Below are 21121 nucleotides of genomic sequence, written 5' to 3'. Positions count from 1 at the left end.
TAATATGAGGTGACAATTGTGGATTTTGCAGATATAAAGAATGAACTTTCAACTATGGCTAAACGTTTAGCGGACTTCCGGGGGTCTCTTTGACCTCGCTGAAAAGGAAGAACGAATCGCTGAATTAGAAGAAAAAATGACTGAGCCTGGCTTTTGGGACGATCCCGACAAATCTAAGAAAGTCATCGATGAATCTAACGTTCTCAAAGAAACGGCAAATGGCTTTAAAAGCCTTGCTGACAAGTACGAGAATCTTGAAGTAACCTATGAGCTCGTCAAAGAGGAAGAGGATGAAGGGCTGTACGAAGAGCTTGAAGAAGGCGTAAAGGAGCTTAACAAAGAGCTGAATGACTTTGAACTCCAGCTTCTCTTAAGTGAGCCGTATGATAAGAAAAACGCCATCCTTGAGCTCCACCCAGGAGCAGGCGGCACGGAGTCCCAGGACTGGGCGTCCATGCTTTTGCGGATGTACACACGCTGGGCCGAAAAAAGAGGGTTCCAAGTGGAAACACTTGATTACCTTCCAGGCGATGAAGCAGGAGTGAAAAGTGTAACCTTATTGATCAAAGGCCATAACGCTTATGGCTACCTGAAGGCTGAAAAGGGCGTCCATCGTCTTGTACGGATTTCTCCATTTGATTCCTCGGGACGCCGCCATACATCTTTTGTTTCCTGTGAGGTTATGCCGGAAATGGATGAGGATGTTGAAATTGAGGTGCGGACTGAGGACCTTAAAGTTGATACGTACCGGGCGAGCGGCGCAGGCGGGCAGCATGTCAATACGACAGATTCGGCTGTCCGGATTACACACCTGCCCACCAACACGGTGGTAACCTGCCAAAATGAGCGCTCTCAGCTGAAAAACCGCGAGCAGGCTATGAAAATGCTAAAAGCAAAGCTGTATCAGCGCCAAATTGAAGAACAGCAAAAAGAACTGGATGAAATCCGCGGCGAACAAAAGGAAATTGGCTGGGGAAGCCAGATTCGATCCTATGTGTTCCATCCATACAACATGGTAAAGGATCACCGTACAAACCATGAGGTTGGAAACACAGCTTCAGTCATGGACGGCGGTCTTGATGCTTTTATTGATGAGTATTTACGTTCAACGATGAAAACATGATCACGCTGAATCCTTATACCCTCTGAACTTCTGGAGACAGAAGAGCAGGGGGTTTCTTCTTTTTCATTTCTATTTCCTTCTGCTTCCTATGGTTTCTCTTTCCTAAAACGATTACACTGAATATAGGAAAAAAGGAGGTGGGTGAGCGATGTGGAAAGCTGTGTCTATGCTATTGCTGGCGTTAGGTTTAGCGTTCAGCTTTTCGTATGTAAAAGCAGAAGAAGACCTCCATCATATACCGGTAACAGAACAGGAATTCATCGTGGCTTATGACCCTGACCTGCCGCCTCTCCATATGGAAAACGAAAACCTCGATGGGTTTTCTATTGAAATATTTAATGAAGTGGCTGAAAGAACTGGCTTACGTATTCAATACATCCCTATGTCAAAGGAAGAATCTCTAGAGGCCATCCGGGAAAGGGAAATTGATATGATTCTCAGTATTAATTTTTCAGAACAGGATGCGGAGTTTATGGAGTTCAGTGAATCCATTCTATCAAGCTCTGTCGGGCTGGTGGTGCCTGCAGAAGAGGAAAACATAGAAGGCATTACAAGTCTTAGCGGGCAGGTCACGGCTTTGCAGAGGGAAACCATTGAATACGGCTTTTTACGAAATGTTCAAGGGATCAGATATCAAGCCACAAGTAATCAGGTGACAGGGCTGGAGCTTCTTGTCAGCGGAAGAGCAGACGCTTTTGTTGGAAACGTTCTCACAGCAGAACACTTTTTTGAGGAACGGGACCTGATTGAAAATTACCAGGTGGTGAATAACTATGTTCTTCCCGTTGAATTTTCTGTTGGAGTCCAGGGAGAGCACTATCAGCTGCTACATACAATTAACAGGGGCATCCGTGAGGTGAAAAGCGACGGAACCTATACTCAAATTTATGAAAACTGGTTTGTGGATGAAGAAGAACAATTAATAAGTCAGCTTTGGCGGGCTCTGCAAATCACAGGGGTGCTTTTTTTAGCCATTATTATTTTGCTGCTTCTTGGTGTCCGCTGGAACAGGCAGTTAAAGCGAGAGGTTGATAAAAAAACAAGGGTGCTGAACCGGCTGAATCAGTCTCTTCAATACCAGGTGGAGCAGACAAAAAACAGTACCGAGTTTCAAAGGCAGATCTTAAACTCAAGCCCCCGGGGCATCATTACGATTAATGACAACAGAGAAGTGACTACGATTAACCCGAAAGCGATACACCTTTTAGAAGCAGATGAGGACATAAAGGGAAAAAGATTCGAAGAGCATCCTCTTCTTAAGAAACTGCTGGAAGGAAAGTATGCACAGGTCATGAAAGGGGAGGGAAGACAGTTTCTAGGGCAGGAAACCATATGGACAAACTCTCAAAATGAAAGCTTATACCTTCGCTATTATGTCTATCCTCTTTATAATTTTGCAAGTGAGATTACTGGAATTATATTTGCCATCGAGGACAATACTGCTGAACAGATGGTGAGGCAGCAAATGTTTGAACAGGAAAAAAATCAGGCGTTAAGCCGGGTTGTGGCAGGGATTGCTCATGAAATCAGAAACCCCCTTTCATCCATTAAAACCTTTGTTGAGCTGATTCCGAAAAAATTTCAGAGTGAACGGTTCCAAAAACAAATAACTACCCACGTCCCCCGGGAAATAGACAGGCTCAATCAATTAATAGAAGGGCTGATAGATTATGCACGACCGAAAACTCAAAGTGTTGAAGTAGTTAATCTTATTTCCATAGTAAAGGATTGTGCAATACTATTTGAAAGAACTGTAAACAATAAAGGATTTAATCTGGAAACAGATTGGCCGGAACAGGTTTGTGTAAAAGCAGATCCTGACCAGCTCAAACAGGTGATTATCAACTTAATGATAAATGGATTGGATGCTATGGAAGAAAGAAAAGACGACAATACTCTTTCTTTACAGCTTACAGTAAAAAAAGGACCTTCATCCGTGTTTGTTATTGTGAAAGACGAAGGACCGGGAATTACTGAGGAGGCAAAGAAAAAGGTATTCGAACCTTTTTACACCACAAAAGCAAAAGGCACAGGCCTTGGCTTGTCTATTGCTCAGCAATACGTGAAAGAAAACCATGGAAAATTAAGAATTGATGGAGTAAAGGATAAAGGAACGAAAGTTGAGCTCGAATTTCCGATTGTTCCTTGCAGAAGAGAAGCTTCAAAGGAATAAGACAGGAGGGAGAGATAGGCATGAAAAGAATACTGATAATAGATGATGAACCGTCTATATGTGCTTCATTGGAATTCGCACTGGAGGACGAATACGAGGTTGCAAGCACAACTGACCCGGATCAGGGAGTGCAATTAATCAAGGAAAGTCATTATCACCTCTGTCTTCTTGACCTGAAAATAGGAAACAGGGACGGTCTGGACGTTTTGCAGGAAATAAAACAAGAAAAGCCTGGCATGATCGTAATTATGATTACGGCCTACGGCACGATTGAATCATCAGTGAATGCCTTGCACCTGGGCGCTTATTCGTACCTTACCAAACCTGTTAACACAGAAGAGCTTACCTCGGTCATACGCCGAGCTCTCCACTACAATGAACTAAATCATCAGGTTGAGTACTTAACTCAAGAGCTTGAAAAAAAATACAGCAAAGATGGGATGATCGGAAGCAGTCAATCCATGGCCAAGGTCTACCAAATGATTGACAAAGTAAAAGAGGTAGATACCAACGTGCTCATTACGGGGGAAAGCGGAACGGGCAAAGAGCTTGTGGCCCGGGCTGTTCATTTTTCCGGAAAGCGGAAGAGGGAGCATTTTGAGGTTGTCAATTGTGCAGCCATCCCGGAGCACCTCCTTGAAAGTGAATTATTTGGCTATGAAAAAGGAGCATTTACAGGAGCAACAGCCAGTAAGCAAGGGAAATTTCAGCTGGCTAATAAGGGGACGATGTTTTTAGATGAAATTGGTGATATGTCACTGGCTTTGCAGGCAAAGTTACTGCGGGTTTTACAATTGAAGGAAGTCACTCCCCTCGGTTCAAATCGGACGGAAAAATTGGATGTCAGAGTGATTGCTGCGACCAATAAGGATTTAAGCAAAGCGGTAGCTAACGGTGAATTTAGAGAGGACCTCTATTTTCGGATGAATGTCATTCAAATCGAACTTCCGCCCTTAAGAGAAAGAAAAGAAGATTTACCCTATTTGATCCGGCATTTTTTAAATATTTACAATAAAGAATTAGGGAAGGGCATCAAAGGCCTGACAAAGCCTGCTGAGACTAGCCTGCTTCAGCACAGCTATCCGGGAAATATCAGGGAACTGGCAAACATTGTCGAAGCTTCAATGGTTATTGCGGAAGGGGATATGATTGAGATTGATGACCTTCCCCCTTATTTGAACAAAGGAAAAACGTTGGAAGTTTCACGGGAACAAGCGGCTAAAGCTTTTGTCGGGTTAACAATGAAAGAAGTTGAAAAGGAGGTAATCCAGGCAACCTTGAAGAAAATGAAAGGGAGCAGAAAAAATACGGCTTCCATGCTTGGGATCAGTGAGCGGGGTCTTCGAGATAAGATAAAACAGTACAATCTTTCCGGTTCATAACCGGCAAAATATGCAGGACCGGCAGAAAATGCCGGTTTTTTTGTCGTATAATTGTAAACGTTTCCTTGTTTTGAAAGCGTTTTAAAGAGTTTAAAAACTTGGCACGCTTTTTGCAATATATAATAAGCAGAAATGATTTTAATTTACTATTTTTATAAGGGAGAGATTTATATGAAAAAGAGATGGATATTTGCCTTTTCTACACTGCTGGTTCTTTCTGCATGTGGAGATAATGGAGACGAAGAAACAGCTGCGGATGAAAACGGTGGAAACGGAGGAGACGATGGGGAAGTAGAAACAGGAGACATGGACGCTGATTTCATTACTATTGCCACCGGGGGAACCTCAGGGGTGTACTATCCAATTGGAGGAGCGATTTCTAATCTTCTAGAAGGAGAGCTTGGTGCAGACAGCTCTGTGCAATCCACGGGAGCGTCCGTTGAAAATATTAATCTATTGGATACTGATCGTGCCGAATTAGCTATCGTTATGGGAGATGCAGTGTCTCAGGCCACTGAAGGAACAGGTCCGTTTGAGGAGGAAGGTGCAAAGGACGACTTAACAGCTATTGCTTCCTTATACCCTAACTTTGTACAGGTGGTAACAACAGAGGGTTCCGGAATTGAATCTATTGATGATCTAGCTGGCCATGATGTTGGTGTTGGGGACGCGAACTCAGGTGTGGAGCTAAATGCACGCATGATTTTGGAAGCTCATGATATGTCCTATGATGATATAAATGAAGACTACCTTTCTTACAGTGAAGCTATCGACCAGATCCAAAACGGCATGATTGACGCTGCCTTTGTTACAAGCGGACTTCCGAACGCAACTGTAATTGATCTCTCCACCACAAACGACGCGAAAATCATTCCGATTGAAGGCGAAGGACTGGAGAACTTACAGGAACTGTATCCATTCTTCTCTGAAGGAACCATTCCTGCGGGCACCTATGACAATGAAGAAGATATTACAACAGCGACAATTGAGAACCTTCTTATTGTAAATAACGAGCTTTCTGAAGATGCAGTATACGACATTACAAGCACAATTTTTGAAAACATTGAAACCATTCAAGGGTCTCACAATGCTGCAGAAGAAATTACCCTGGATACAGTAGAAGAAGGGCTGCCGATTCCATTCCACCCTGGAGCGGAAAGGTACTTTGAAGAGCAGGGTGTTCTTGACTAATTTTGCAAGGGAGGCAGGAGAGAGGCATCCGTCGTGATGCTTTCTCTCTGCTCTATATGAAAAAAGGCTTTCTATTTACCATGATGATCCTGCTGTCAGCTGCTGTAATGTTTCCTGTTTCAGCTTATTATTCGTCCTCCGGATGGGAGCTTATTATAAGCAGTCAGGAGACAGATAAAGTGTACAAAAGTCAGGAAGCAGAGCCAGGGGATGAGCTTGTCCTGTCGTGGATTCATTCTGTGGAGAAGTCTCCATGGGCTGAGCTGTACAAAGTAACAGAGGAAGGAAGCTTGCTGTTGGACGAAACAGTATTTCAATCCTTCGGGGCAGGTGTTCCGCATCAAAAAGGAGACATGTCGGTAGAAAACGGTGAAGTGGTCATAAGGAATATAAATGAAGAGCATGAGGCCCTGAGGTGGATTCATTCACAAAATGTGGAGTTCACACTGTATTTAAACGGCAAAGAGGTTTTTGATGCCGAAGAACTGCCCCATCATGAAAAAATGGAAATGAAGATTGAAAAGAGGTGAAGGAGATGGAAACCAGACAGCAATTGGACCATCAGCAAAACTTAGATGAGAATCAAAGAGAAACCCTGGAAAAGTACGATAATGAATCGAGGTTCCGTGTCTTTGACAACCGGAAAATTGCTCTCGTTGTCGCTGGTATTGCTATTATTTTATCTATCTATCATTTATATACATCATACTTTGGCACCCCGCCAACGCTGGTGCACAGATCATTTCACGTCGCTATCGTGCTGGCCTTAATCTTTATGCTTTATCCGCCGCTGAAAAAGGCAAAACGAAACACCCTTCCGTGGTATGACGCCATATTAGCGTTGCTTGCTCTTTCCACGTCTGTTTATATTTTTATGGAATATGATTCGATTGTTAACCGAGGCGGGCTTCCCAATACATGGGATCTTGTTTTCGGAGCCATTCTTGTACTCCTTGTATTAGAGGGAGCCAGACGGGTAACAGGCTGGGGGCTGCCGACCCTTGCGATATTATTCCTCCTTTACGGGCTGTTTGGCCGGGAAATGGCCGGAATCTTCCGCCACAGGGGCTATGAATGGCAGGATATTGTAAACTTCATGTATGTAACAAATGAAGGGGTTTACGGAACAGCAATTGGTGTTTCTGCCACCTACATTTTCTTGTTCATTCTCTTTGGAGCTTTTCTCCAGAAATCAGGCATGGGTCAGTTTTTTAATGATATGGCTCTTGCGATTGCAGGACAGACAAGAGGCGGGCCGGCAAAGGTATCTGTTATTGCGTCCGGATTTTTAGGAAGCATTAACGGGGCTGCCGTAGCCAATGTTGTCACCACTGGTTCATTTACCATACCTTTGATGAAAAAAATAGGCTATAAGAAAAACTTTGCTGGAGCAGTTGAAGCCTCAGCTTCCGTAGGTGGACAGATTCTGCCGCCAATCATGGGTGCTGCCGCTTTTATTATGGCTGAAATTCTTGGAATTCCGTACAGCCAGATCGCGCTTGCTGCCCTTCTTCCGGCACTCCTTTTCTATCTGGGAGTTATCGTGCAGATTCACCTGCGTGCTTCCAAGGAAGGGTTAAAAGGGATCTCCAAAGATAATCTTCCTGCGGTAAAGCAGGTTATGAAAGAACGGGGCCACCTGCTGATTCCACTGTTATTTTTAATGTATATGCTTTTCTTCAGCGGCCGGACCATCATCTATTCTGCCCTGTTGACTATTATCGTGACAGTTATTATTGCCATGATTCGCAAGACAACGAGAATGTCTTTGCGTGACATTTTAGAAGCACTGGAAAATGGTGCGCGTACAGCTCTTGGAGTGGCGATTGCGTGTGCCGCAGTTGGTCTTATTGTAGGTGTGGCAACACTGACTGGCTTTGGTCTCAGCCTTGCCAATGCAATTGTTACCCTTGGCGGGGAAAGCCTGCTCCTTACCTTAATGTTTACGATGGTGGCATGTATTGTTCTGGGAATGGGGCTTCCGAGTATCCCAACCTACATCATTACTGCAACGATGGCGGCTCCGGCTCTTGTACAGCTAGGTATTGAGCCGCTTGTGGCCCACTTGTTCGTCTTTTACTTCGGTATTTTTGCAAATATTACACCGCCGGTTGCCCTGGCATCCTTTGCTGCTGCGGGGATTTCGGGAGGAAACGCAATGAGGACAGGGTTTGTTTCTATGAAGCTTGCCATTGCAGGGTTTATCGTTCCTTACTTGTTTGTATATAACGATTCTCTCCTCCTGACAAATACAACCTTCGGTGAAGGGGTACTCGTCGTATTTACCTCTGTGCTCGGAGTAATGATGCTGGGTACTGCAGCAGAAGGATATTTCATGACTCATATCAACCCTGTGCTGAGGATCCTGCTGTTCGGTGGAGCTTTACTCTTTATGAATCCAAATCTAATGCAGGATGTGATCGGGTTCTCCATCATCGCTGTCGTTATTTTCTTCCAATGGATTCGTGCGAAAAAAGAGGGTGTGGCATCTTTACGTGCAATATAAATAAAGAGACTTTTTTTGAAAGGGAGAGAAAAGAGTATGGATTTAGGACTTAAAGACAAGGGAGTCGTGGTTATTGCTTCAAGCAAAGGTTTGGGCAAGGCCTCGGCCAGGCAATTTTCCTTAGAGGGTGCTTCTGTCATGCTGTCTGGAAGACATGAAGAAACACTTCAGAAAGCAGCAGAAGAAATAAGCAGTGAAACAGGAAACAAGGTGTATTGGAAAGTGTGCGATCTTCATAAGGAAGATGACATCCACAGTTTAATTTCTGAAGCGAAAGAAAAGCTGGGCCGTCTCGATGTTCTTGTAAATAACAGCGGAGGACCGACAGCTGGAACCTTTGAATCACTTTCGGATGAAGATTGGAAGAGTGCTTTTGAGCTCACGCTGTTAAGCTTTACTAGAGCGATTCGCAGTGCTCTTCCTCATCTGAAAGAAAACGGCGGACGCATAGTAAATATTGCTTCTTCCTCTGTTAAACAGCCGATTGAAAACTTGATGCTTTCCAATACGTACCGGCTGGGTGTGATGGGAATGGCCAAAACCCTATCAAAGGAGCTGGCCGGTGATGGTATTTTAATAAATACTGTCGGACCTGGGAGAATTGCAACAGACCGGACGGAAGAACTGGACAAGAAAAAGGCTGAGAAAAGGGGCCTGGACGTCAGTGAGGTACGATCGGAAAGTGAAGGAAACATTCCACTCGGCCGCTACGGTGATCCCGAAGAGTTTGCGAAAGTCATCGCCTTTCTTGGTTCGGGAGCAAACAGCTATGTAACGGGCCAGACAATCGTAGTAGATGGCGGCATGACGCAAGCCTTCTAAGAAAAAGAGCTTCTGCTTGAATAAAGCAGAAGCTCTTTTTTTTTGATGGGGTGCCAGGCACCAAAAAGAGCGAATTGGAGAAATCGGCGCAGTGACGGGATTTAGCATTACATTTATGTTACATTTCTTTTGGTGCCAGGCACCGTAATCGGGAGCGCGTTTACACCAGGGTTTTCCAGTGCTATACTACTGTGAATACAAGGAAGAACGTTAGTAGGAAGGTGTGGCCTGGATGGCTGTAACAAAGAAAGGAAACAGAAAGCGTCAGCCTATGAATCCCAAAGCTATGTTTGCGTTGAATATTACGATGATTTTCGCTGGTTCTGCCATTGTAGCGATCGCGTATAACCTTTTTCTTCTCCCTAATCGTATTGCTTCAGGAGGAGTCAGCGGGTTTGCCACTATCGTTTATGATGTGTTTGGCATCGAGCCCGCTATTACTCTCTGGGCTTTTAATATCCCTCTGTTTTTGGCAGGTGTCCTCCTTCTTGGAGGCTTTAAATATGGTGCCAAAACAATTATTGGAACAGCCTTTCTGCCATTGGTTGTGTTACTGACCAGTGAACTGCCGCCAGCAACGCAGGATCCCTTGCTCGGCGCTTTATTTGGAGGCATCGGGGTAGGTCTTGGTCTTGGCCTTGTGTTTCGGGCTCAAGCTTCAACTGGCGGAACAGATCTTGCTGCCCAAATACTCAATAAATACACTGGTGTTTCACTAGGCGCGAGTGTGGTCTTTTTTGACGGCCTGATTGTCTTTACTTCAGCGCTTGTATTTAACCTGGAGCTTGCCCTTTATGCATTGATCGGCCTGTATATTACAGGAAAAACGATTGATATTGTCCAAACTGGGGTAGGCTATGCAAAGGTAGCATTAATTATCACCAATGATGAAACACACGTCCGCCAGGATATTCTTCAGAAGGTGGACAGAGGGGTAACCAGGCTTGAAGGATACGGCGGGTATACTGACAAAAAGCGACCTGTTTTAATGTGTGTCGTTAATAGAAACGAAGTCACAAAATTGAAACAAGTTGTTCAAGCTGCTGACCCGCACGCATTTGTAATTGTGACAAATGCCACAGAAGTACTTGGAGAGGGTTTCAAAAAGAAAGAAGTAGGGTATAATTGAGCCGTACTGTTTCTATTAAAGGAGGTTGGAGATATTATGAAGAAGTATTTAATGGCAATTGGCGGAAGCCTTGTACTTATTCTTGGTGCCTGTGGCGCTGAGGAAGAAGAACCGGTAGACGAAGAAGCACCACAAGAAGCTCCAGAGGAAGAAGAGCAAGCTGGGGAAACTCATGAGGGTGCCGGAGAAGATATTTATCAAGGAAACTGTGCCAGCTGTCATGGCGGCGACCTTGAAGGCGGATCTGGACCTGCACTAGCAGGTGAAGGATTTAGTGAGGACGAAGTTCTTGACGCCATTGAAAATGGCAGACCTGGTATGCCTGCTGACATCGTTGAAGGTGAAGAAGCAGAGCAGGTATCAGCCTGGGTAGCTCAGCAGTAATAGATCACCAGTAAGGATGGTCTTTATGCCTTACATCTGTTGATTGCAAAGGAAAAGGCATCTGTCAAAAAAGACCGGACAAGTTCCGGTCTGCTTACCTCTTAAACATCCCCTTTTGAAACCACGTCATCCTTCTATGAACACCTCTTCCTACTCATTTAAATTACCTCCTGTATGAATTACACCTGTCAGACCTCCCTCACCGTTTGTACATTTTCACTTTGTTACATCCTCGCTGAACCCATGATTTCACTCTTGTTTCCCTATGTACGTGAAATAAAAATGTAATACAAAGGTAAGCCTATTGCCACGATGAAGGTGATATAATGTGGAAGGATATCGAATTATGTTGAAAATATAGATAAGAGAATGAAGCGTGGTTTGTAATGACAAAATGGGCTTAATGCCGTTTCTCAAGGAAATCATTCCCTGGACAAGTGTATTTTCCGCTGAACTATCTCATGGCAGAATAGATCAGGGAAAAACAAGAACGGTCAGCTTGTGCAATCTGTAAAAGAAAGACCTTCCCCGGTACAATTACTCTCCATAGCTGTTTTGACCTGTCCGAAATTCCATCCATTCAGATTCAGGAAGTGATCATTTTGATTGAAATGAAAGATGTTGAAAAAAGGTACCCTAATGGTGTCCGTGCGTTGAACGGGATTGATATCACCATTAAGAAAGGCGAGTTTGTCTATGTCGTAGGTCCCAGTGGTGCAGGAAAATCTACTTTTATTAAGATGATGTACAGAGAAGAAAAGCCATCCAGCGGGACAATCACGATTAATGGAACAAGGTTAGCTGACTTAAAAGAAAAACACGTCCCTCATTTAAGAAGAAATATTGGGGTGGTTTTCCAGGACTTTAAGCTTCTGCCTACGCTGACGGTTTTTGAAAATGTTGCATTTGCCTTAGAAGTTCTTGAGGAAAAAAGAACAGTCATAAAAAAAAGAGTCATGGAAACCCTGGGTTTTGTCGGCCTGAAAAATAAGGCAAGATTCCTTCCGGATGAGCTTTCCGGCGGTGAACAACAAAGGATATCCATTGCCCGGGCGATTATTAATAATCCCAGCGTGCTGATTGCTGATGAACCCACGGGGAATTTAGATCCTGACACAGCGTGGGAGATCATGGACATACTTGAAGAGATCAACAGCCAAGGAACCACAATTGTGATGGCGACTCACAATAAAGACATTGTGAATACTATCAAAAAAAGAGTGATAGCTGTGGAGAATGGCCGAATTGCCAGGGATGAACGCAGAGGGGGATATGGATATGAAAGGTAGCACCCTCTTAAGGCACGGCAGAGAAGGCTTGAAAAATCTGGGACGTAATGGCTGGATGACATTCGCTTCAATCAGCTCTGTGACGATCATGCTTTTTGTCGTTGGTGTCTTTTTGCTTTTACTATTAAATATTAATGAATTTATGAGTTCTGTAGAAGATGATGTAGAAATCAGGGCTTATGTAGAATTGACTGCTTCTGCAGAAGAGCAGGAGGAGCTCTACGAAGAACTGCAGGATATTCACCATGTAGAAGGTGTTACATATTTGGATCGTGACCAGGGGCTGGAGGATTTGATCGAAAGCCTCGGGGATCAAGGAGAAAGCTTTGAAAGTCTCCGGGACGAAAACCCCCTGAATGATTTGTTTGTTATCTCTGCTGAAGAACCTCAACAGACAGGAGCAGTGGCAGAGGAAGTGGAGGGGCTTCAGAATGTTGAAAGAGTAGATTACGGGCAGCAGGTAGTGGACCAGCTTTTTACATTTACAAATATACTGCGTATTGCTGGTTTGGTTCTTGTTCTCGGACTCATGTTTACCGCGATGTTCTTAATCTCCAATACTATTAAATTAACGATTATTGCTAGAAGAAAAGAAATACAGATTATGAAGCTGGTAGGAGCAACCAATGGTTTTATCCGCTGGCCGTTTTTCATAGAAGGGATCCTTCATGGAATGATTGGGGCCATTTTGCCTATTGTTGTATTGGTTACAGGCTATACTTATTTTTATGACTTTTTTAATGATAGATTTCAGCTGGCGTTTATTGAGTTACTCAGTGTTTATCCATTGACCATCATCGTTGCGGTCATACTGGCGGGGATTGGTGTCTTCGTAGGCATGTGGGGAAGCATGATGTCTATGAGAAAGTTTTTAAAAGTTTAGCAGGATGGCTGGCAAAAAGGCCTCCATGCCCTTACTTGTCAGTACTGAGAATAGCAATATCCAAAACAAGGAGGAGACGGAATTGTGAAACAAACACTGGCTCTAAGCATTCTGGCTTTTATGCTCATTTTTTCCGGCTTCTTTCCATCTCCACATTCCAAGGCTGTTTATGCTAATGAAGAGTTAGAAGGGAAAATAGAAGAAATAGAGGGACAGCGCGAGGAAAATCAAGCAGAAGCAGAGAAAAAGGAAGAAGAGATAGAGGAAGTTAAAGAAAGTATTACCGAGGTAGAGATTGAGATTCGAGAGCTCGACGAAGATATTGTGGAAGCTAACCACAAGGTGGAAGAAAAGAAAGCTAGCATTGAATCTACTAGCAATAGAATTGATGAGTTGAACGAAGAAATTGACAAGCTGCAAGTACGGATCGAGGAAAGGGACGATATTTTAAAAGAACGTGTCCGGGCTATGTACCAAAACGGCGGCTCTGTGAATTACCTGGAGGTGCTTCTTGGAGCGCAAGGCTTTGGAGATCTCCTCGATCGTATAACGGCTCTCACAACCATTGCAGATCAAGACCGATCCATTCTTGAAGCACACAAAGAGGATCATGATCAGCTTGAGGCGGCCCAAAGTGAAGTTCAGGGCCAGCTTTCTTCACTTGAATCCCAGCTTGAAGAGTTAGAGAGTTTAATGGTGGAGCTTGAAAACAAGCGTGGGGAAAAAGACGAGCTGATTAACAACTTAGAGGATGAAGAAATAGAGCTTCTTGAACAGCTTGAGGGAATTGAAAATGAAGAGGAAGTATTAGCAAGGCAAAAGGCAGCGGCGGAACAGGAATTAGCCGAGTGGCAACGTCAGGAAGAGCTTCGTGAGAAAAGAGAAGAGGAAGAACGAGCTGAGCGTGAGGAGGCAGAAAGAAAACGAGAAGAAGAGCAAACCCGGCAGAGTGAACAAGAGCAGCAGGAAAGAAGTGAGAATGCAGTGGCAGCCTCTGCTTCTGCTGCAGAAGCCAATACAGAAGCCAGTGCGGAAGAAAGTGAAGATGGCAGCTCTTCTGAAGCTGAGTCCTCAGGTAATAACGCTGAAAGCTCCGCGAGTGCTTCAGAAACGAGCGCCGCACCGGCAGACAGCGGAGCCCGCTTGCACAATCCGGCAACGGGAAGAAGAACGTCGGAATACGGCCCGCGCTGGGGACGAATGCACCACGGTCTTGATATTGGCCAGGGTGGAAGATCTAATGTACCTATCATGGCAGCAGAGTCAGGGACAGTTATTGAGGCTCGTTATATGAACGGGTATGGAAACACGATAATGATTACTCACAATGTAAACGGTCAAACCTTGACGACTCTTTATGCCCATCTCGATTCCATAGGGGTCTCCTCAGGAGAGCGTGTGAGTCGTGGCCAGCAAATAGGCATTATGGGTAACACCGGCCGCTCCACAGGACCTCACCTTCATTTTGAAGTACATGAAGGCGGCTGGAACAGTGCCAAGTCTAATTCGGTTAACCCAAGAAAATATATTGATTAAAAAAAGCATGGTTGAAGGGGCTAAGAGGCTGCCTTCATCCATGCTTTTTTATGATTCCATTTCCATCAACTGAATAGGTGAATCACGCCTTACTGGGTGGCTCTGCTTTCAAGACTTTGAGAAGGGTTATTTATTTTTTTGCAGAGTAAAGCCCAGAGCTTTCAAAGCGTCGGCAAGGTTCGATTTTACTGTCACGTCTTTAAAATGTGTATCCTGTTTGATGGCTTCCATCGCAAGGTCAGGGCGTACACCTGTTAAGACAGGTTCGGAGCCGATAAGCCGTAACGATTGTATAATTTTAAATAAATATACAGCAGATGAACTGTCAAATTGATGTAAGCCAGACAGATCAAGGATAAAATAATCCAGAGAGGAGTCGTGAGCTTCTGCCAGCGCCACTTCTAAAATTCTTTCAGCGCGGAGCTGGTCAAATTCTCCTATGATTGGCAGAACCACTACTCCTGGAAATATGGGGACAATAGGAACGGAAAGGGATTGGACTCGCTCGTTTGCGCTGTCTAAATCAATCACATATCCAAGAATATCAGCCATGGTTGTGAGCAGTTCAATGTCCTTGTCCGTAAAGGTAACAGGTCTGGTGTCCAGGGCACAAAGCGTGCCATAATTCTCCCCGTTGTTTCGCATGATAGGGACGCCGGCCAGGGACCCTCCCCCAAGGTTTTTTGTTACTGCCATATCCTTTGTTACCTCGTCCAGTTCTAAGTGTGAAATGATAAACGGTTCCCGACCGTTTTGAACAATAAATTGTCAGTAGGACTCTTCATATTCTGTTTCGAATCCAGCTTCGATAATAACCCGGTCCCGGTTAAAAGATTTTACGATTTCTACATCTTGTTTATCGTTTTTAGCAATAAACAAAGTGTTTACTTCCATTAGACCGCTAACCATCTTTAGTACATTTTCGGCTGCATGGTCGAATGACGTGAAGGAATAAGGAGTCATGTACTCCCTCCTTTCGATTAAGTATAAGAATGTATTTTAAAATGTTCTGTTTACCTAAAGAAATACGACTAGCGTCCTGTGTCACATCTACTAGGGTAACATTAATACATTCGTTTTATAAACTACTTTTCCCATAAAACAAAAATAGAAAAGATGAGAGAGGCTCAGGGAAGCAAGAAGAGGAAAGGCTAAAAAGAGTGCTGCAACGGAAGGGGAAAACGGGGGTGGAAGTCTTACCATCCCGTAAACTACAGCTTTTTGCCCTGGTAAGTTTGATAAAATTCTTGTCTTTGTTCGGGGGTCAGTCGTGGGCATTTATAACAGTAAGGTTGTTTTGTCCGCTTGTAATTTAAACAGCAGACAGGCTTCGTGTATGTTGTGGAGTTGTCCACAGGATTGAGTATAGGGCGGATATGAAAGTGGAGAGGAGATTGCTTTTCTAAAAAAAACTTTCCTGGAGCATCGTTTTTTATGTAATTCCAATCCTTCTCCAAAAGGTGTTTCACTTCGTCAGATTCACGAGCGGAAGCGAGCTCCAGAAAGTGAGGCACCTGATAGTATAATTGCCCCCAAAGCTCTCGGCTTGGCAATCCAGCAATAGCGCACCATTGTTGAAAGACAGGCGAAAGAACCTTTTGATAAAAATATTGGATATGAGACAGACGTGCCTGGTGAGAAGAGTCGTGAAAGGTCTCAAAGTCAGGAACGTGATAGGTGAAAATTGGCTCTCTTTTTCGGTAGCTGGCAGCGGAGAGAAAAACGCTTTGAAAGTCACAGGAATGTCCTGAAGCTGCGGCCCAGTGGACAAAAGCAGCAAAGCGGCTGATACGGCTGGCTAAAAAGACAGCTGTAACGTCATTTCCGGGTGCGTATATTAATGGCTTGTACCATTCAAATAAGGCGGAAGAATCCTCTTTCCGTGTTAATTCCAGCAGCTTATGGCGATACGTGCCAATCGTATGTTTGCTTTTGGTGACGGAAAAGACCTTTAACATGTTTTCATTCATACAACCAGACCTTTATGTAGTATTGTGGTGCAATTTTTCTTCTAGGGTGCCTGGCACCCTAAGGAAATGTAATTCAATTGTAATAGAAAATAAAGCAGAAACAGTGGTATATAGGGAAACCCTGCATTTCCATGTTCTAGGGTGCCAGGCACCTACCAAAGCACCTACCGGTGATAATGATTATCATTTAAAAGTGTAAAGGATTCAGAATAAATGGTCAATACAAATCACTGGCTGAAAAACTAGAAAAGAGAGTAAGCGTATAAATCCCTGCTCCGCTTGTGCCTCTCTAAGGACTACCATGTATGAATGAAATAGAAGGAATAAGACGGGCTGGCTTATATATATAGTGAAGAGGAGGAATGAAAGGAGGGGGCAGGTTGTTTTATCACGTTAAGGAATTGCAGTACCACGCTAAGCCCGACAGGCCGGACCCTATTTTTGCTAAAAAACTGCAGGAAGTCTTAGGCGGTCAGTTTGGAGAAATCTCAGTAGCACTTCAATATTTGTTTCAGGGCTGGAATACAAGAGGAGATGGAAAATACCGGGACTTATTAATGGATACAGGAACAGAAGAGCTGGCACATGTGGAAATGCTTTGTACAATGATTGCCCGTTTGCTTGATGGTGCCCCTGTTGGAGATTTGGAGGAAGCGGCCAAGGACCCGGTGCTCGGCGCTATTCTTGGCGGAATGAATCCTCAGCATGCGATTGTCTCCGGGCTTGGAGCTATGCCTGCGGACAGTGTGGGAAATCCTTGGACGGCAGCCTATATTAACGCAAGCGGAAATCTTCTTGCTGACTTTCGTATGAATTTAACCTATGAATCTCAAGGCCGTTTGCAAGTATGCCGGTTATATGAAATGACAAATGACAGGGGAGTAAAAGATATGCTTTCCTGGCTCATTGCCCGTGATACGATGCATCAAAATATGTGGTATGCTGCAATTTGTGAATTAGAAGAGCAGGAAAATATTGTTGTGCCTTCCACGTTCCCCAGGAAGCTGGAAAAACAAGAGGTGGCTTATACCTATTTTGACCTGTCAAGAGGGACAGAGAGCAGTAAAGGAAGGTGGGCCTCAGGGCCGAGCATGGATAGCTTAGGGGAGTTCACCTATGTTGAAAATCCTCCGCCGTTTGGAGAGAAGCCATTCATTCGCCCAGCTCCCCCGTACATGTTTAATACGCCACCCCACATATTGAAACATATCCCTCCCCATCGGGGCTGAGGCAAGCAAGAAAGCTTTGAAAAGTGATGAATCTCTTATACAAGTAAAACAGGTGACGGTAATCATTCACATAAATATTTTTCCTGTTGAGGTTCAGAGATAGAGGAGACCAGCTATTGACCAGATAAGGGTCAATAGCTTTTTTTACTGGGAAAAAAGAGATAGAATTGACTATTACCACGATATCTATGAAGATAAAATTAAGAAAACAGCCATTTAAGTGAAAGGTGATTACATATGGACTTTAAGCGCTCAGAAATTATGGATCAACTGCCTAAGCAATACTTCGCACATTTAGTGAAAACCGTTAACGAGTTAAAGAATACTGGAGCCGACATTATAAATTTAGGACAAGGCAATCCGGACCAGCCTACGCCTCCTCACATTGTCGATAGTATGAAAAGTGCTGTGGAAAAATACGAGAATCATAGATATCCTCCGTTTCGAGGACATTCCTATGTAAAAGAAGCAGCCGCCTCTTTTTATCAACAGCAGTTTGGAGTAGAACTCGACCCTGAAAAAGAAGTGTGTGTGCTGTTTGGAGGGAAAGGAGGCCTGGTGGAAGTAAGCCAGTGCCTGCTGAATAAAGGAGACACGGCCCTCGTGCCAGACCCTGGATATCCTGACTACTGGTCGGGGGTGGCTTTGGCCGGCGGACAGATGGAGATGATGCCGCTGATAAAAGAAAATCATTTCTTGCCGGATTTCACTGAGGTTTCTGCAGAATCCTTGAAAAAAGGAAAACTGATGTTTTTAAACTATCCGAACAATCCTACAGGGGCGGCAGCCAATAAAGAGTTTTTTGAAGAAACAGTCAAGGTTGCCAGGGAGCATGACCTGTGTGTGGTACATGATTTTGCCTATGGAAGTATAGGTTTTGATAACAAAAAGCCACTCAGCTTTTTAGAGACAGAAGGAGCAAAGGAAACGGGAATTGAGATTTTTACTTTGTCAAAGACCTATAATATGGCTGGCTGGAGAATTGCTTTTGCCGTAGGGAACGCCTCTGTGATTGAAATGCTTAATTTATACCAGGATCATATGTATGTCAGTATTTTTGGAGCGGTTCAGGAAGCAGCTGCGACTGCATTGACTGGCTCCCAAGATTGTGTGGAGGAGCTTGTGCAGATGTATGAGGAACGCAGGAACACATTGATCAAAGGGCTTCATTCTATCGGGTGGCAAGTGGAAGCACCGGCAGGATCATTTTTTGCCTGGCTTCCGTGTCCTGATGGGATGACATCCGATGAAACCGCGGAATTGCTGCTTCACGAGGCCTATGTGGCCGTTGCCCCTGGACGAGGGTTTGGTGAGCACGGAGAAGGGTATATCAGGGTAGCGTTGACTGAGGAGAAAGAGCGATTAGAAGAAGCGGTGGAGCGAATCAAACGCTGCCTTGGTGACCGCGGTACCCACAGCGGTGCCTGGCACCATTCTCAACCGTAACCTAATTGTAATCTATAATCATGGAAACCCTTATCGGTAAAGGTTTTCCAGTTATCTACCATTTTGGTGCCAGGCACCCTACGTAAAAAGGAATGATCTGATGATTAGTCTTAATGAAGTTGTGAAGAATTTTCCGGGGCGAGATAAGAGAGGGAAGTCTGTTTCTGCTTTGCGGGACGTCACGCTTAACGTGGAAAAAGGAGAGATCTTTGGAGTAACCGGCGCGAGAGGATCTGGAAAGAGCACGTTGCTTCGTTCTGTGAATGTACTGGATCGGCCGACAAAGGGGAGGGTCGTTGTACAAGACAATAATATGGTGAAGCTCTCTGCCGAAAGCCTGAGGAAAGCCAGGCAAAATATTGGCATGGTGACGAGGGAAGCTCATTTGCTTGAATGCTCATCAGTCTATGAAAATATTGCCCTTCCGTTAAAGCTCACAGGAGTTTCATCCTCTGAAATAAAAAGGAGAACGGAGACATACCTTGCGTTTACCGGCCTGGAGACTAAACAATCTGCTTATCCGCAGGAACTTACTGAATTGGAAAAACAGAAGACGGCTTTAACAAGGACTCTTGCCCTGGAACCGGAAATTCTATTGTGTGACGAAGTGACAGACCTTCTTGATAGGGAAGGGGCAGCTTCACTCATTTCTCTTTTGTTAAACGTAAATAAAGAGTTTCATACAACGATGCTTGTGAGCACTAGAAACATAGAAACCATTTGCAAGCTTTGCGACAGGGCTGCAGTTATGGCTTCTGGAAAAATAGTTGAACAAGCTCCGGTTATTGATTTACTCTCAAACCCGCAAAGTGAAGAAGCTAAGGCTCTTATATCCCGTTTGTTTCCTGTCTGGGCCCCGGAGGAAATGAAGCCTGTGGTTACCCAGGCTGGACAGGCCGTCACTCTGACCTATGCCGGAAGAGCCACGATAAAGCCTGCTTACGCCCTTGCAGCAAAAAAATATAATGTATTTATGAATATATTGACTGCCACCGTTTTACAGTTGAAGAATGAATCCTTTAGTAGAATGGTTGTCCATATCCAGGGAAGTGATAAAGATATATCCTCCTCCTTAGAATTTTTAAAAGGGGAAGGGATAGGTATCGAAAGGTTGGATCCTGATGATTTTTAATATGAACGGACCATTAAACGAATGGGAAGCCAATCTATCGGAAGCTGCCCTGCAGACACTTGCTGCGATAGGAGTCATCTTTTTAACTTCCTTGCTTCTAGGAAGCGTACTGGGGCTGTTCCTTCTAACCATGCGTTCAGGGGAGGGCAGCGGAAAAAAAGCAGTCTATCACGGAGTTAAAGTCTTACTTGCTGTGTTTTATACCATTCCATTTATTTTGCTGCTGCTTGTTATCCTACCTGGTGTGCAATTTATCTCAACTCCGTTTGGCTGGTGGGAAGTCAATCTGTTACTTATTCTTATTTTCACTTCTTACATAGGAAGAGCAATAGAGTCGTGTTACGCCGCTGATAACGGAATTACAGAAGCCTATGAGGCATTGGGAGTTTCAAAAAAAGATATTCTGCTAAAGGTGCTATGGAGAGAAAAGCGGCCTATAATCATTCGCAGCGTCACAACAGCTGCCATAGCTGTGACAGGAGCAGTGGTTATTGCTGAAATCATTGGAGGCGGGGGACTTGGCGGCCTTGCCTATCATGTCGGATACGCAGAAGAGGAATTGGGCCTCTTATATACGATTGTCAGCCTGCTTATTTTACTGGTGCTGCTTCTTAAAGTCGTTGGTCTTGGGCTGGCTGCGACTGGTCCTGGCCGCCGGCGCAGATAAAGGTGCCTGGCACCACTTCAGAATGTCATGGGTTTGTAACAGAAAAAGGGTCTAGTCCTGATTTTAAAGGGATATTTAGGATAAAATGAAATATGGTGCCAGGCACCAATTGTTTTCGCTTCTTTTGTGTGATTTAATGAGTAGAGACAAGTTCATAACATAATGATTGATTGTTTTCATATATATGGTGGCAAGCACTTCCTTGCAAAACCATACTGCTGAGAGCTCTTCCTCCGCGTTATGTGAAGGTAGGAATTGA

At 44.3% G+C, this 21121-nt stretch carries 19 protein-coding genes; 16 read left to right on the top strand and 3 right to left on the bottom strand.

Features of this window, described 5'->3' with window-relative positions; genetic code table 11:
- Window positions 1-54: 54 nt before the first annotated feature.
- From prfB to ACFPU1_RS00790, 12 genes are all read left to right on the top strand, one after another.
- Window positions 55-1123, top strand: a protein-coding gene (gene prfB / locus ACFPU1_RS00845) for a peptide chain release factor 2 (RefSeq protein WP_385938227.1) whose coding sequence is annotated in 2 segments (ribosomal slippage) — window positions 55-90 and window positions 92-1123 — 1068 coding nt in all. Because the reading frame shifts where the segments join, the coding sequence is not laid out codon by codon here.
- Between the two features lie 148 nt (window positions 1124-1271).
- Window positions 1272-3296, top strand: coding sequence for a transporter substrate-binding domain-containing protein (locus ACFPU1_RS00840; protein WP_385937386.1), 2025 nt, complete (start codon window positions 1272-1274; stop codon window positions 3294-3296).
- A 20-nt stretch (window positions 3297-3316) separates the two neighbouring features.
- Window positions 3317-4678 (top strand): sigma-54-dependent transcriptional regulator, encoded by a 1362-nt coding sequence (locus tag ACFPU1_RS00835; RefSeq protein ID WP_385937383.1) that lies wholly within the window; start codon window positions 3317-3319, stop codon window positions 4676-4678.
- A 171-nt stretch (window positions 4679-4849) separates the two neighbouring features.
- Window positions 4850-5869: a TAXI family TRAP transporter solute-binding subunit gene (locus tag ACFPU1_RS00830; protein ID WP_385937380.1), complete on the top strand. Its 1020-nt coding sequence runs from the start codon at window positions 4850-4852 to the stop codon at window positions 5867-5869.
- Window positions 5870-5871: 2 nt separating this feature from the next.
- Window positions 5872-6399, top strand: coding sequence for a DUF1850 domain-containing protein (locus ACFPU1_RS00825; protein ID WP_385937377.1), 528 nt, complete (start codon window positions 5872-5874; stop codon window positions 6397-6399).
- 5 nt (window positions 6400-6404) lie between these two features.
- The gene (locus ACFPU1_RS00820; protein ID WP_385937374.1) at window positions 6405-8375 is read left to right on the top strand and encodes a TRAP transporter permease; all 1971 of its coding nucleotides are present in this window, start codon (window positions 6405-6407) and stop codon (window positions 8373-8375) included.
- 36 nt (window positions 8376-8411) lie between these two features.
- The gene (locus ACFPU1_RS00815) at window positions 8412-9197 is read left to right on the top strand and encodes an SDR family oxidoreductase (RefSeq protein WP_385937371.1); all 786 of its coding nucleotides are present in this window, start codon (window positions 8412-8414) and stop codon (window positions 9195-9197) included.
- A 271-nt stretch (window positions 9198-9468) separates the two neighbouring features.
- Entirely contained in the window at window positions 9469-10326 is an 858-nt protein-coding gene (locus ACFPU1_RS00810) for a YitT family protein (protein ID WP_385938224.1), read from the top strand.
- Between the two features lie 36 nt (window positions 10327-10362).
- The gene (locus tag ACFPU1_RS00805) at window positions 10363-10710 is read left to right on the top strand and encodes a c-type cytochrome (RefSeq protein ID WP_385937368.1); all 348 of its coding nucleotides are present in this window, start codon (window positions 10363-10365) and stop codon (window positions 10708-10710) included.
- A gap of 602 nt (window positions 10711-11312) precedes the next feature.
- A complete protein-coding gene (gene ftsE / locus ACFPU1_RS00800) occupies window positions 11313-11999 on the top strand; it encodes a cell division ATP-binding protein FtsE (RefSeq protein WP_100400221.1) in 687 nt (228 codons plus the stop codon).
- Window positions 11989-12882 carry a permease-like cell division protein FtsX gene (ftsX, locus tag ACFPU1_RS00795; protein ID WP_385937365.1) on the top strand — a complete coding sequence of 298 codons (894 nt, stop codon included), beginning with the start codon at window positions 11989-11991 and terminating at the stop codon, window positions 12880-12882. The genes ftsE and ftsX overlap by 11 nt, the downstream gene beginning before the upstream one ends.
- Before the next feature lie 84 nt (window positions 12883-12966).
- A complete protein-coding gene (locus ACFPU1_RS00790; protein WP_385937362.1) occupies window positions 12967-14418 on the top strand; it encodes a murein hydrolase activator EnvC family protein in 1452 nt (483 codons plus the stop codon).
- Window positions 14419-14544: 126 nt separating this feature from the next.
- On the opposite strand, the gene ACFPU1_RS00785 is transcribed toward ACFPU1_RS00790, so the two are convergent.
- From ACFPU1_RS00785 to ACFPU1_RS00775, 3 genes are all read right to left on the bottom strand, one after another.
- Complete coding sequence (locus tag ACFPU1_RS00785; protein ID WP_385938221.1) at window positions 14545-15153, bottom strand: STAS domain-containing protein; 609 nt, start codon at window positions 15151-15153, stop codon at window positions 14545-14547.
- A gap of 33 nt (window positions 15154-15186) precedes the next feature.
- The gene (locus ACFPU1_RS00780; RefSeq protein WP_385937359.1) at window positions 15187-15381 is read right to left on the bottom strand and encodes a hypothetical protein; all 195 of its coding nucleotides are present in this window, start codon (window positions 15379-15381) and stop codon (window positions 15187-15189) included.
- Window positions 15382-15629: 248 nt separating this feature from the next.
- The gene (locus tag ACFPU1_RS00775) at window positions 15630-16388 is read right to left on the bottom strand and encodes a hypothetical protein (RefSeq protein ID WP_385937356.1); all 759 of its coding nucleotides are present in this window, start codon (window positions 16386-16388) and stop codon (window positions 15630-15632) included.
- 380 nt (window positions 16389-16768) lie between these two features.
- Between ACFPU1_RS00775 and ACFPU1_RS00770 the strand changes: the two genes are divergently transcribed.
- The 4 genes from ACFPU1_RS00770 (at window position 16769) to ACFPU1_RS00755 (ending at window position 20862) form a co-directional block, all read left to right on the top strand.
- Window positions 16769-17617 carry a manganese catalase gene (locus ACFPU1_RS00770; protein WP_385937353.1) on the top strand — a complete coding sequence of 283 codons (849 nt, stop codon included), beginning with the start codon at window positions 16769-16771 and terminating at the stop codon, window positions 17615-17617.
- A gap of 237 nt (window positions 17618-17854) precedes the next feature.
- Window positions 17855-19063, top strand: a complete 1209-nt coding sequence (locus tag ACFPU1_RS00765; protein WP_385937350.1) for a pyridoxal phosphate-dependent aminotransferase — start codon at window positions 17855-17857, stop codon at window positions 19061-19063.
- A gap of 100 nt (window positions 19064-19163) precedes the next feature.
- On the top strand, window positions 19164-20195 hold the full coding sequence (locus ACFPU1_RS00760) for a methionine ABC transporter ATP-binding protein (protein WP_385937347.1): 1032 nt from the start codon (window positions 19164-19166) through the stop codon (window positions 20193-20195).
- Entirely contained in the window at window positions 20185-20862 is a 678-nt protein-coding gene (locus ACFPU1_RS00755) for an ABC transporter permease subunit (protein WP_385937344.1), read from the top strand. The genes ACFPU1_RS00760 and ACFPU1_RS00755 overlap by 11 nt, the downstream gene beginning before the upstream one ends.
- The last annotated feature ends 259 nt before the right edge of the window (window positions 20863-21121 follow it).

The sequence above is a fragment of the Thalassorhabdus alkalitolerans genome, from assembly GCF_042656525.1.
Lineage (GTDB): Bacteria > Bacillota > Bacilli > Bacillales > Marinococcaceae > Thalassorhabdus > Thalassorhabdus alkalitolerans.
Note: the sequence above shows the minus strand (reverse complement) of the source record. Positions and strands in the feature narration are given on the sequence as shown.

What these genes read in the sequence shown, in the direction of transcription:
- ACFPU1_RS00840 (WP_385937386.1), top strand. Translation starts at nt 1,272, where the DNA reads ATGTGGAAAGCTGTGTCTATGCTATTGCTGGCGTTAGGTTTAGCGTTC.
- ACFPU1_RS00835 (WP_385937383.1), top strand. Translation starts at nt 3,317, where the DNA reads ATGAAAAGAATACTGATAATAGATGATGAACCGTCTATATGTGCTTCA.
- ACFPU1_RS00830 (WP_385937380.1), top strand. Translation starts at nt 4,850, where the DNA reads ATGAAAAAGAGATGGATATTTGCCTTTTCTACACTGCTGGTTCTTTCT.
- ACFPU1_RS00820 (WP_385937374.1), top strand. Translation starts at nt 6,405, where the DNA reads ATGGAAACCAGACAGCAATTGGACCATCAGCAAAACTTAGATGAGAAT.
- ACFPU1_RS00815 (WP_385937371.1), top strand. Translation starts at nt 8,412, where the DNA reads ATGGATTTAGGACTTAAAGACAAGGGAGTCGTGGTTATTGCTTCAAGC.
- ACFPU1_RS00810 (WP_385938224.1), top strand. Translation starts at nt 9,469, where the DNA reads ATGAATCCCAAAGCTATGTTTGCGTTGAATATTACGATGATTTTCGCT.
- ACFPU1_RS00805 (WP_385937368.1), top strand. Translation starts at nt 10,363, where the DNA reads ATGAAGAAGTATTTAATGGCAATTGGCGGAAGCCTTGTACTTATTCTT.
- ftsX (WP_385937365.1), top strand. Translation starts at nt 11,989, where the DNA reads ATGAAAGGTAGCACCCTCTTAAGGCACGGCAGAGAAGGCTTGAAAAAT.
- ACFPU1_RS00780 (WP_385937359.1), bottom strand. Translation starts at nt 15,381, where the DNA reads ATGACTCCTTATTCCTTCACGTCATTCGACCATGCAGCCGAAAATGTA.
- ACFPU1_RS00775 (WP_385937356.1), bottom strand. Translation starts at nt 16,388, where the DNA reads ATGAATGAAAACATGTTAAAGGTCTTTTCCGTCACCAAAAGCAAACAT.
- ACFPU1_RS00765 (WP_385937350.1), top strand. Translation starts at nt 17,855, where the DNA reads ATGGACTTTAAGCGCTCAGAAATTATGGATCAACTGCCTAAGCAATAC.
- ACFPU1_RS00760 (WP_385937347.1), top strand. Translation starts at nt 19,164, where the DNA reads ATGATTAGTCTTAATGAAGTTGTGAAGAATTTTCCGGGGCGAGATAAG.
- ACFPU1_RS00755 (WP_385937344.1), top strand. Translation starts at nt 20,185, where the DNA reads ATGATTTTTAATATGAACGGACCATTAAACGAATGGGAAGCCAATCTA.